Raw genomic sequence first — 11632 nt, 5'->3', positions numbered from 1 at the left:
CTTGGTAGGGGGGAAGGCGCCGCGTGGCCCCGACGGAGGATTCGGACAACCGTGGACGCGCAAGGCCGTGGGCGGGCGGACAACATCGATCCCGCAGACCAGTGGGTGCTCAATCCGAACACCGGTGAATACGAACTGCGACTGACGCCTTCCGCTCCGCAGTCGGCGGTGCCCGGACCGCGCAGACCGACGACCCCGTCGACTCCGTCGCGCACCGCCCCGAGCGGGACGCCGGAGGTGCCGGGGCAGCGCAGGCGCCGCGCGGAGCCGGAGCCGCCGCCCGGCCGTCGCTCGCGGCGGCAGCCGGTGAAGAAGAAGTCGAAGGCCAAGAAGGTACTGCTGTGGACCGGCGGTTCGATGGCCTTCGTGCTGGTCGCCGTCTCGGCCGCCGGCTACCTGTACATCAAGCACCTCAACGACAACATCACGTCCGTCTCCGACGACGGCGCGAGTACCGGTGGTTTCAGCAAGGACAAGGCGATCAACCTGCTGATCATCGGCACCGACAAGCGCACCGGCAAGGGCAACGAGGGCTACGGCGACGCCGGCAGCGTCGGGCACGCCGACACCAACATCCTGCTGCACATCTCCAAGGACCGCTCCAACGCCACCGCGCTGAGCATCCCGCGTGACCTGATCGTGGACGTCCCGGACTGCCCGACCGAGCAGTCCGACGGCACCACGAAGGTCATCGCGGGCACCCAGAACGTCCGCTTCAACACCAGCCTCGGCCAGGACGACCGGACGCCCAGCTGCACGGTGCGCACGGTGACGGAGCTGACCGGGATCAAGCCGGACAACTTCATGGTGGCCGACTTCAACGCCGTCAAGACGCTGACCGACGCGGTCGGCGGGGTCGAGGTCTGCCTCGGCAAGGACATCGACGACAAGCAGTCGCACCTGAAGCTGTCCAAGGGCACCCACAAGATCTCCGGCGAGACCGCGCTGGCGTTCGTGCGCACCCGGCACTCGGTCGGCTTCGGCGGCGACCTGAGCCGGATCCAGCTCCAGCAGCAGTTCCTGAGCGCGCTGATGCGCAAGCTCAGCTCCAACTCGACGCTCACCAGCCCGACGAAGCTGCTGAAGCTGGCCGAGGTCGGCACCAAGTCGCTGACCGTCGACTCCCAGCTGGACAGCATCGGCAAGCTGAAGGACCTGGGTCTGGAGCTCGGCAAGCTGAACCCGAAGAACCTGACCTTCACCACCATCCCGGTGCTGGACAACCCAGCGGAGGCGGTGAAGGCGACCGTCGTGCTCAACGAGTCGAAGGCGCCCGCGGTCTTCCAGGCCATCAAGGACGACGTCTCCTTCACCGCGGTCAAGAAGAAGCAGGCGCAGGCCAGCAAGGACGCGGCGGCCGCCCGGCTCAAGGGCAGCAAGTCCGCGGCCTCCGAGGTGCGGGTGCGCATCCTCAACGGCGGGGCCGCGTCCGGCAGTGCGCAGGAGACCCTCAGCTGGCTCCAGAACGACGAGGGCGTCCTCAAGTCGGAGAACGCCGGCAACGCGCCCGCCGAACTCGCCAAGACCACCCTGGAGTACGCGCCCGACCAGGCCGACCAGGCACGTGAACTGGCGAGCCTGATGGGACTGTCCGGCTCGGCGATGAAGCCGGGCAAGAGCGTGACCAACTCCCAGGGACTGCCCGCGATCACGCTCACCCTGGGCAAGGACTTCCAGGGGGCGGGAGTCTCCCTCACCACTCCGACGAAGGCGCCGGAAGTGGACACCAAGACCACCGCGGACAAGGTGACCTGCGCCAAGTAGCGGCGCCCGAAGGTGCGAAGTTGCACGCAAACGGCGCCCGGTTGCTCGGAGTTGTCCACGAGTGACACCAAGTCATACCGAATAAGTAGGTAACCCTATGGGTCCGTCACGCGTCTAACCGGGCGCGGGGCGGACCCGTGTGGTCCGTGGGACGTCCGAAGGGGGGCGTGGCGGCGGGCCTGTGCGCGCGAGGCGCAGGGTGGGGAGGGCAGGAAGTTGACGCGGAGCGATGTGCGGGGGGAGGTGCCTGCGGTCGAGGACACGATGTCCCTCGCACCGAAGGCACCGGCCACGTCCAGAGGCGGCGGGCACGGCGGCAAGGGCGGCTCGAAGAACCCGAGGGCCTCGAAGGGCGGGCACGGCGGCCGGCGGGTGCTGCGCTGGTCGGCGACCACGCTGTCGGTGGTGATCCTCGGTACGGCCGGTGCCGGTTACCTCTACTACCAGCACCTGAACGGCAACATCCACAAGGGCGAGCGCGAAAGCGGTGACGCCAAGGCGCAGAAGACCGCGGCCAACGCGGCCGGGCAGACCCCGTTGAACATCCTGCTGATCGGCTCCGACAGCCGTAACTCCGACGAGAACGTGAAGCTCGGCGGCGCCAAGTACGACCGGGGCAGCCCGCCGCTCGGCGATGTGCAGATGCTGATCCACCTGTCGGCGGACCGCAAGAGCGCCGCGATGGTGAGCATCCCCCGGGACACCAGGGTCGACATACCCAAGTGCACGGACCCCAAGACCGGCAAGGTGTACCCGGCGACCAACACCATCATCAACGAGTCGCTGGCCCGCGGCGGCGCCGGCTGCACCCTGGCCACCTGGGAGAACCTCACCGGGGTCTACATCGACCACTGGCTCACGATCGACTTCTCGGGCGTGGTGAACATGGCGGACGCCATCGGCGGCGTCGACGTCTGTGTGAAGCAGAACGTGTGGGACCGGCCGACGGCCGCGGTGCCCGGCGGCTCCGGACTGAAGATGACGGCCGGCACACACAAGGTGAAGGGTGAGAAGGCCCTGCAGTGGCTGCGCACCCGGCACGCCTGGGGCAGTGACCCGCTGCGCGCCAAGGCCCAGCACATGTACCTCAACTCGATGATCCGCACGTTGAAGGGGCAGAACGTCTTCACCGACACCGGCAGACTGATGGACCTGGCCGAGGCGGCCACCAAGTCGCTGACGGTCTCCGAGGAGATCGGCACCCCGAAGAAGCTCTACGACCTGGGCATGCAGCTCAAGTCGGTGCCGACGGACCGCATCACCTCGCTCACGATGCCGAACGTCCAGGACCCGCAGAACAAGGACCACCTCGTTCCGGACGGCGCCAACGCCGACAAGATGTGGCAGATGCTCCGCGACGACGTGTCGTTCGACAAGAACGGCAAGGCCTCCGACGGCGCCGGCGAGAAGAAGAAGCAGGCGAGCGCCGAACCCGTCAAGGAGCCGTCCGTCTCCCCCGCGGGCCTCGGTGTGCTGGTGCGCAACGCCACCCGGACGTCCACCGAGGCGCCGGTCGGCGGCCGGGCCCGGACACTCGCCCAGGAACTGACCGCGAAGGGCTACACCCGGGCGGCGGCGGACACCTCGAACACCGGGGAGTCGGTGGACAAGACGGTCGTGCGGTACCCGAGCGCGGACCTCCAGGGCGATGCCCAGGCGGTGGCCGAGGCGCTGGGGATCCCGACGAGCCAGGTCAAGCAGAGCACCGATGTGTCGGGCGTCACGCTGGTCGTCGGTGCCGACTGGCGGGAGGGCACGGCGTACCCGAAGCAGTCCGCGCCGAAGGCCGGTGACCTGCCCGACAACGCCGACGCGATCAACGGCTCCGACACCAAGCAGTGCATGGACGTGTACGGCCCCTATCGCTGGTGACGGGCACGGCCGGACGGTTCACACAGGTCCGCACAGGTACGCACAGGTAACTCCTAAACCCCTGCATGACACTGCCGCCGTGCTCAGGAGCCCGGAGCCCCGGGCGCGGTGGCAGGTGCGAGCGGGAGGGCGGGCAGTGGTGCGCAGCAGTGTGCGGGGGGAGGTGTCGGACGTGGTGTCCGCGGTCGAGGACACGATGTCCCTCACACCCCAGACCGACAGCAGCGGACGACAGGGCGGCAGACGGGTCGGGGACGGCGGCCGCGGCCGCCGCAGACGCCGGGTCGTCCGCTGGACCGCCTCGGTCCTGACCCTCGTCCTGGCCGGCACCGCCACCGCCGGATACCTGTACTACGAGCACCTCAACCGCAACATCAAGAAGAAGACCCTGAACATCGGGGACTCCAAGGACCGCGCCACCGCGTCCAAGGCGAACGCGGCCGGCCAGACCCCGCTCAACATCCTGCTGATCGGCTCCGACGCCCGCGACACCGCCGAGAACCAGAAGCTGGGCGGCGCCAAGAGCACGTACAACACCGCGCCCCGCGCCGACGTCCAGATGCTGCTGCACGTGTCGGCCGACCGCACCAACATGTCCGTGGTGTCCATGCCCCGCGACACCTTGGTCTCCATCCCCGAGTGCACCGACCCCGACACCGGCAAGGTGTACGCGGCGACCGCCTCGACGATGACCAACGACTCGCTGGGCCGCGGCGGGCCCGGCTGCACGGTGGCCACCTGGGAGAAGCTCACCGACATCCACATCGACCACTTCATGATGGTCGACTTCTCGGGCGTGGTGTCCATGGCGGACGCGATCGGCGGGGTGCCGGTGTGCGTGGACGCGAACATCTACTCGCACACCTCCACCGGCCACGGCTCCGGCCTGAAGCTGACGAAGGGCACCACCTCCGTCAAGGGCAAGCAGGCTTTGCAGTGGCTGCGCACCCGGTACGGCTTCGAGGACGGCAGTGACATCGCCCGCACCAAGGCGCAGCACATGTACATGAACTCGATGGTCCGCCAGTTGCGCGCCAACGCCACCCTCGCCAACCCCGACAAGCTCCTCAGGCTCGCCGAGACGGCCACCGAGGCGCTCACCGTCGACACCGGCCTCGGCTCGGTCACCAAGCTCTACGACCTGAGCAAGGAGTTGAAGAAGGTCCCCACGAACCGCATCACCATGACGACCATGCCGTGGGTGTACTCCTCGGACGGCAACCGGGTCCTGCCCAAGCCGACGGACGCGGCGAAGCTGTGGCGGCTGGTCCGCGAGGACATCGCCCTGGACGGCAAGGACAAGAAGAAGACGACGACGACCGCGACGAAGGTCACCGACAAGGCCGCGGCCGACGACGAGATCGCGGTGCGGGTGCGGAACGGCACGAAGAGCGGCACCGAGGCCGCCGTCACCGGCCGGGCCGCCGCGATCACCACGCTGCTGACCGGCAAGGGCTTCACCAAGGCCGCGGCCGACACCTCAGCACCGCTGAGCGCGGACCAGACCGTGGTCCGCTATCCGAGCGCGGGCCTCGCGGGCGACGCCCAGCGGGTCGCGAAGGCGCTGGGCATCCCCACGAGCCAGGTGAAGAAGTCGGCCGGCGTCTCCGCCGTCACCCTCGTCGTCGGCGCCGACTGGCGCTCGGGCACGAAGTACACCGCCGACGACGATGACACCACGCCGGCCTCGGCGAGCGCCCTCAACGCCTCGGACACCAAGGCCTGCATGCACGTCGACCCGGACTACACCTGGTAGTCCGGGTCGTACGACCGCCGGTGCTCAGTCGGCCGCTGGGCTGAGCACCGCCGGGCGGCGGGACGCGATGACCCGCTTCGCCAGCGACTTCGGGCTGGTCAGGAAGCCGTACCCCCACGACATGTGCATGGTGGCGAGGGCGAGGGGGATCTGGAGCCGGGCCTTGAGCGGCAGCCCCTTGCCGGCCGGGAGGGACCCGGCGGCGATCGCGGCGAGGTAACCGCCGGGGACGACGAAACCGAACGGGGTGACCAGCGCGCCCACCAGGATCCCGGCCGCTATCGCGCACACCGCGGTGGGCGGGGCGAGGTAGCGCAGGTTGATGGAGCCCTCGTGGTAGCGGGCGACGACGTGCCGCCAACGGCCGTAGTCCTTGTACTGCTTGGCGAGGGCCCGCACGCTCGGCCGCGGGCGGTACGACACCTTCAGGTCCGGCGAGAACCAGATCAGCCCGCCGGCCTCGCGGATGCGGAAGTTCAGCTCCCAGTCCTGGGCGCGGATGAACTCCTCGTTGTAGCCGCCCTGTTGTTCCAGCGCCTCGCGGCGGAAGACACCCAGGTAGACGGTTTCGGCGGGCGCCGCCGCACCGCCGGTGTGGAAGGCGGCGTTGCCGACGCCGATCTTCGAGGTCATGGCCGCCGCGACCGCCTGCTCCCAGGCGTTCTCGCCCTCGGCGTGCATGATGCCGCCGACGTTCTGCGCGCCGGTCTCCTCCAGCAGGCGGACGGCGGTGGCGATGTAGTTCGGGGAGAGCATGCCGTGGCCGTCGACCCGGACCACGATCGGGTGCCGGGAGGCCTTGATCGCGGCGTTCAGGGCGGCCGGCGTGCGGCCGGTCGGATTCGGGACGGTGTGCACGCGCGCGTCTTCCGCCACGAGCCGGGCCGCGATCTCGTCCGTGCGGTCCTTGGACGGACCGAGGGCGATGACGACCTCCAGCTCGCCGGCGTACTCCTGCGCGAGGATCGCTTGGACGGCCCCGCGCAGATGCCGCTCCTCATTGAGGACGGGCATGATCACAGAAACTGCGGGGTGCCGCACGTCGGACTTGGCGTTCATAGGACGCTCACGTTACCGCGAACGGGGGACAGCGGTGCGCGCCGCCGGGGCGAAGGCGCGGGCTGAAGGTCGTATCGGCCTACCGTGCTCATGGATCCCACGTACGGCCTCGTCCGGAGGTGTCCTTTGGCCGCCAGCCCGCCCCGGTCCCCCGCCCGGCCCGCCCGGCCGCGGCGTCGACCGCAGCCCACCCGTCAGACCCCGCGGCCGCCGGTACGACCCGCAAGGCCCCGGCGGCCGCGCTGGGCCATGCGGGCCGTGACCACACTCTCGGTGGTGGTGCTGGCGTCGGCCGGGATCGGGCACTCGGTGATGGCCAGCCTGGACGCGGACATCGCCCGGGTCGACCCCTTCAAGGACATGAAGAACCGGCCCCGCGCGGGGCACGGCATGAACGTCCTGCTGGTCGGCACCGACGGCCGCGACAAGATCACCGAGCGGGAGCGGCGGAAGTACCGCCTCGGCGGGTCACCCTGCCACTGCACCGACACGATCATGATCGTGCACATCTCCGCGGACCGGGAGCGGGCCACCGTGGTCAGCCTGCCGCGCGACTCGTACGCCGAGGTTCCCGCGCACGTCGACGAGACGACGGGGCAGCGGCACGCCGCCCACCCGATCAAGCTGAACGCGGCCTACGCGGAGGGCGGGCCGCAGCTGACCGTCCGCACCGTCGAGAACATGACCCATCTGAAGATCGACCACTATCTGGAGGTCGACTTCATCACCTTCATGCGGACCGTCGACGTGCTCGGCGGGGTGCGGGTCTGCAACGCCCAGCCGCTGAAGGACTCGTACACCGGCCTGAACCTTCCCTCCGGCACCCACACCCTCGACGGCGGCCGCGCCCTCCAGTACGTGCGCTCCCGGCATGTCGACGGGGCGAGCGACCTGGGCCGGATGAAGCGGCAGCAGCGGTTCCTGGCCTCGCTGATCGAGCGGGCCGCGTCGTCGGGGGTGCTGCTGAACCCGATCAGGTTCCGGGACGTGACCCGGGCGGTGCTCGGCTCGGTCCGCGCCGACACCGGCTTCGGCACGGACGAACTGCTGGACCTCGGGCGCGCGATGCGGAACTTCTCGCCCTCCTCCTCCGAGTTCACCACCGTCCCCATCGGGCAGCTGGCCTACCCCGTGAAGGGCATCGGCTCGACGCTGAAGTGGGACCAGGCCAAGTCGGACCAGTTGTTCCAGTCCCTGCGCGACGACCGGCAGCTGACCCCGCCGGCGGCGCCGAAGCGGCCGGCGGGACCGGCCCCGGTGGGCGTGGAGGTGGCACCGGAGCGGATCCGGGTGCAGGTGGAGAACGGCACCGGCACGGCGGGGCTGGCCCGGCGGATGGACGCGGCGCTGACGGCGACCGGGTTCGCGGCGAACCACCGGCCGGTGACCGCGGCACGGCACGACCTGAAGCGGACGGTGATCTCGTTCGACCCGCGCTGGGACCGGTCGGCCCGGTCGCTGGCGGCGGCGCTGCCGGGGAGCGAACTGCGGGCCGTGCCGGGTCAGGGGCCGACGATGCGGGTGTCGGTCGGGACGGACTTCAAGGGAGCCGTGCGCAAGGTCCGTTTCGACGACCCGGCACCGCAGGGGGCGGCGTCCGTGATGCGGGGGAACGACACCGTGTGCTGAGGCGGGGTGTGTTCCGGGTGCGGGCGGTTCAGTTCTTGCCGACCGCCCCGGCCCAGTCCCACTTCACGCCCATGTCGGAGTACATCTTCGAGTACCCGACGAAGCAGTTGAACTGCTCGACCTTGCCGTCGTGCAGGTACCAGAAGTCGGCGGTCGGCGCGGCGACCCTGTTGCCGTTGCCCTTGACGACGCCGGCCGGTGTCTGGAGCTGCCCGTCGAACGTGCCGTCGATCGACAGCTCGATGCTGACCACGTCACCGTTCACGGTGATGCGCTTGAGGTCACGGTGCACGTCGGAGAAGAGGCTCTTCATGTAGGGCAGCACGGTGCCGAGCGCGTCCCCCCGGTAGGCCTGGCCGGCGACCATGTCGTTGAAGACACCGTCCTTGGCGAAGCTGTTGACGAACGTCGGGACGTCGATGTGGTCGCCCTCCGCCACGTAGTAGTCGCGCAGGACGACCGCGAGGTTGCGCCGCTCGTGCCGGGTCAGGTGGCGGTCCGTCAGCGGGAGCTCCGCCAGCTGCCGCGGGGTGAGGTCCGGCACCGCCGTGCCGCCGCGGGTGGCCGAGGCGGTGTGGACGGGGCTCGCGGCCTGGGTCGGTGCGGCGGCGATGGCGAGGCTGCCCAGGCCGGCGACCGCGGCCGTCGCGATGATCGTCTTCCACTTGAGCGAGGTCATGACGTCTTCCTTCGGCTCGATGCGTTGGTCAAACGTTAAATCAAACGTTCGCTTGACCTTATGGACGAACCCGGAAGCATGTCAAGCGAACGTTTGAATTACTTGTCACCCCCGACGGCGACCGCTTGACGATGTACTCAAACGGCCGCTTAACTACATACTGTGACCAGGGTGGACAAGAGGGATCTGCGCCGAGAGGCCGGCCGGCGCACGCGGGACAACCTCCTGTCGGCCGCGCTGGAGATGCTCGCGCGGCGCGGCACGGAGGGGGTGACCCTCCGCGAGATCACGGAGTCCGCCGGAGCCAACGTCGCCGCCGTCAGTTACCACTTCGGGTCGCTCAAGGCGCTGTGCGACCTGGCGATAGAGCAGGCACTGGAGCAGTACCTGGACGCGCAGATCCTCGAACTCGACGCCTTGGACACCACCTCGACGCTCCAGGAGGTGGCGACGGCGTTCGCCCGGCCGATGGTGCGCGCCCTGGCGGCCGGCGGACAGGACCTGACCGTGATGCGGACCGTGGCCCGTGTCGGCATCGATCCGCCCGCGGGGTGGGAGCGGCTGGCCGGCAAGTTCGACCACTGCCGCCGGATCGCCGTGCGGGCGCTGACGGCCGGCCTCCCCGGCGTCGACGAGCAGGAACTGATCTTCCGTACGCGGTGCGCGGCCGGCCTGCTGAACTGGCTCGCGCTGGCCCCGATCGGCACCGAGCTGGCCGCCCTGTCCGTGGAACAGATCGAACGGCAGCTGATCCCCGTGGTGGCCGGGGCGTTCCGGGGGGACACCACCGCCGGCCACTGACCGCAGCGACCGAGCGGGCCGGGACCCGGCCCTCGCAGTCCTCCGCGGCTCAGTCCTCGAAACCCTCCGCGGCCCGGCGTTCGCGCAGTTCCCGGATCTCCCGTCGCCGGGCCAGCCGGTGCGTCCGCCTGATCTGGGCCTCCTGGTAGCGCCGCCGGTCCTTCTCGGTCTCCGGTACCACCTGCGGCACCCGGCGCGGCTTGCCGTCGGCGTCCACCGCCGCGAAGACCAGGTACGCGGAGCCGACCTGGGTGGCGGGCGCCGACTCGTTCCAGCGCTCGGCGAGGACCCGTACCCCCACCTCCATGGATGTCCGGCCGGTCCAGTTGACCTGCGCCTTGACATGAACCAGGTCACCGACACGGACCGGCTCCAGGAAGACCATCTCGTCCATGGACGCGGTGACGGCGGGACCGCCCGAGTGCCGGCCGGCGACCGCGCCCGCCGCGTCGTCGACGAGCTTCATGATCACACCGCCGTGCACCGTGCCCAGGAGGTTGGTGTCGTTGTGGGTCATGATGTGGCTCAGGGTGGTCCGGGAAGCGGATGTCGGCTTGCCGGGTATGTCGAGCTCCGCCTCGGGGGCCTGGTCTGTCATGGCCCCACCCTATGCCGAAGGGACATTCGCGGAATTTGTGTCGGGTTCGCAACAGCGATGACCTGATTTTCCGACGACCCTTGTCACCGGTACTGGCGCTGCCTGCACACTGGGGCCCATGAACGAATGGCCCGAGGGATGGTCGAACGACAGCCGCGGAAACCGGTACGGCCGCGGCAGCGCCGGCGCGCAGCCTGAGGGCGCCCGCGTGATGCGCCAGGTACGGCGCCAGGAGCCGTCGGCACCGCCGTACGGCAACCCGCAGCAGGGCGGCGGCTACGGCCAGGTCCCGCAGCAGCCCTCGTACGGCGGCGACGGGTACGACGACGGCGGCAGCGGGTACGACGGCTACAACACCGGCCAGGTGTACGGCGGCGGCCCCGGGGGCGGGGGACCCGGCGGCCAGTACGACCGTGCCTCGCGGCCGGCACCGAACTGGCGCAAGCGGATCAAGTGGACGGCGATCGTCGTCCTCAGCGTGGTGATCGTCACATCCGTCGCGACCTACTTCTGGGCCGACTCCAAGCTGCACCGCGACGTCGACCTGTCGAAGGTGATCGACCGTCCCGCGGCCGGCGACGGCACCAACTACCTGATCGTCGGCTCCGACAGCCGGCAGGGCCTGTCCGCCGCGCAGAAGAAGGAGCTCCACACCGGCTCCGCCGAGGGCAAGCGCACGGACTCGATGATGATCCTGCACGTCGGCGACAACGGCGACACCCTGATCTCGCTGCCCCGCGACTCGGACGTGGAGATCCCGTCGTACCAGGGGTCGACGTCCGGCAAGGTCTACAAGGGCACCGGCCGGCACACCAAGCTGAACGCGGCGTACGCCGAGGACGGCCCGACCCTGCTGGTCCGCACGGTCGAGTACAACACCGGCCTGCACATCGACCACTACGTGGAGATCGGCTTCGCCGGCTTCGCGAACATCGTGGACGCGGTCGGCGGGGTCACCATCGACATCGACAAGGGCTTCAAGGACAAGTACTCGGGCGCGGACTTCAAGGCCGGCAAGCAGACCCTGAACGGCGAGGAGGCCCTCGCCTTCGTCCGCACCCGGCACGCCTTCGCCGCGTCCGACCTCCAGCGCACCAAGAACCAGCAGAAGTTCCTGGCGGCGCTGGCCCACCAGGTCGCCACCCCGGGGACGATCCTGAACCCCTTCAAGCTCTACCCCACCCTCGGCGCGGGCCTGGACTCCCTCACCGTCGACAAGGACATGGGGCTGTGGGACCTGGGCTCGATGTTCTTCGCGATGAAGGACGTCAACGGCGGCAACGGCGTCTCGATGAACATGCCGATCTCCGGCTCCACGGGCGGCAACCTCGTCTGGGACAAGGCGAAGGTGAAGACGCTGGTCAACGAACTCAACAACGACCAGACGGTCACCGTCTCAGGCAACTAGGCACGGACCTGTACGGATCAGGGGCACCCCGCGGGGTGCCCCTGACGCCGTTCAGCCCTCAGCGCC

9 protein-coding genes are annotated in these 11632 nt (G+C 69.6%); 6 read left to right on the top strand and 3 right to left on the bottom strand.

Features of this window, described 5'->3' with window-relative positions; translation table 11 throughout:
- Positions 1-51 precede the first annotated feature (51 nt).
- The 3 genes from MB828_RS40620 (at position 52) to MB828_RS40610 (ending at position 5392) form a co-directional block, all read left to right on the top strand.
- On the top strand, positions 52-1764 hold the full coding sequence (locus MB828_RS40620) for an LCP family protein (protein ID WP_301652524.1): 1713 nt from the start codon (positions 52-54) through the stop codon (positions 1762-1764).
- Between the two features lie 264 nt (positions 1765-2028).
- The gene (locus MB828_RS40615; protein ID WP_301652523.1) at positions 2029-3636 is read left to right on the top strand and encodes an LCP family protein; all 1608 of its coding nucleotides are present in this window, start codon (positions 2029-2031) and stop codon (positions 3634-3636) included.
- Between the two features lie 196 nt (positions 3637-3832).
- Positions 3833-5392 (top strand): LCP family protein, encoded by a 1560-nt coding sequence (locus tag MB828_RS40610; RefSeq protein WP_301652560.1) that lies wholly within the window; start codon positions 3833-3835, stop codon positions 5390-5392.
- Positions 5393-5416: 24 nt separating this feature from the next.
- Here the strand turns inward: MB828_RS40610 and MB828_RS40605 are convergent, their stop codons facing one another.
- On the bottom strand, positions 5417-6451 hold the full coding sequence (locus MB828_RS40605) for a glycosyltransferase family 2 protein (protein WP_301652522.1): 1035 nt from the start codon (positions 6449-6451) through the stop codon (positions 5417-5419).
- Positions 6452-6700: 249 nt separating this feature from the next.
- Between MB828_RS40605 and MB828_RS40600 the strand changes: the two genes are divergently transcribed.
- Positions 6701-8080 carry an LCP family protein gene (locus tag MB828_RS40600; RefSeq protein WP_343236235.1) on the top strand — a complete coding sequence of 460 codons (1380 nt, stop codon included), beginning with the start codon at positions 6701-6703 and terminating at the stop codon, positions 8078-8080.
- 28 nt (positions 8081-8108) lie between these two features.
- Here the strand turns inward: MB828_RS40600 and MB828_RS40595 are convergent, their stop codons facing one another.
- Positions 8109-8759, bottom strand: coding sequence for a nuclear transport factor 2 family protein (locus tag MB828_RS40595; protein ID WP_301652520.1), 651 nt, complete (start codon positions 8757-8759; stop codon positions 8109-8111).
- A 171-nt stretch (positions 8760-8930) separates the two neighbouring features.
- Between MB828_RS40595 and MB828_RS40590 the strand changes: the two genes are divergently transcribed.
- Entirely contained in the window at positions 8931-9560 is a 630-nt protein-coding gene (locus MB828_RS40590) for a TetR/AcrR family transcriptional regulator (protein WP_301652519.1), read from the top strand.
- A gap of 49 nt (positions 9561-9609) precedes the next feature.
- On the opposite strand, the gene MB828_RS40585 is transcribed toward MB828_RS40590, so the two are convergent.
- Positions 9610-10158, bottom strand: a complete 549-nt coding sequence (locus tag MB828_RS40585; protein WP_301652518.1) for an acyl-CoA thioesterase — start codon at positions 10156-10158, stop codon at positions 9610-9612.
- Between the two features lie 118 nt (positions 10159-10276).
- Here MB828_RS40585 and MB828_RS40580 point away from each other — a divergent pair, with 118 nt between their 5' ends.
- Positions 10277-11566, top strand: a complete 1290-nt coding sequence (locus MB828_RS40580) for an LCP family protein (RefSeq protein WP_301652517.1) — start codon at positions 10277-10279, stop codon at positions 11564-11566.
- The last annotated feature ends 66 nt before the right edge of the window (positions 11567-11632 follow it).

Source organism: Streptomyces arenae (assembly GCF_022343545.1).
Classification (GTDB): domain Bacteria; phylum Actinomycetota; class Actinomycetes; order Streptomycetales; family Streptomycetaceae; genus Streptomyces; species Streptomyces humi.
This window is presented reverse-complemented; position numbering and strand designations above follow the sequence as displayed.

Coding starts and splice junctions, on each gene's coding strand:
- MB828_RS40580 (WP_301652517.1), top strand. CDS start 10,277: ATGAACGAATGGCCCGAGGGATGGTCGAACGACAGCCGCGGAAACCGG.
- MB828_RS40610 (WP_301652560.1), top strand. CDS start 3,833: ATGTCCCTCACACCCCAGACCGACAGCAGCGGACGACAGGGCGGCAGA.
- MB828_RS40600 (WP_343236235.1), top strand. CDS start 6,701: ATGCGGGCCGTGACCACACTCTCGGTGGTGGTGCTGGCGTCGGCCGGG.
- MB828_RS40605 (WP_301652522.1), bottom strand. CDS start 6,451: ATGAACGCCAAGTCCGACGTGCGGCACCCCGCAGTTTCTGTGATCATG.
- MB828_RS40595 (WP_301652520.1), bottom strand. CDS start 8,759: ATGACCTCGCTCAAGTGGAAGACGATCATCGCGACGGCCGCGGTCGCC.
- MB828_RS40585 (WP_301652518.1), bottom strand. CDS start 10,158: ATGACAGACCAGGCCCCCGAGGCGGAGCTCGACATACCCGGCAAGCCG.
- MB828_RS40615 (WP_301652523.1), top strand. CDS start 2,029: ATGTCCCTCGCACCGAAGGCACCGGCCACGTCCAGAGGCGGCGGGCAC.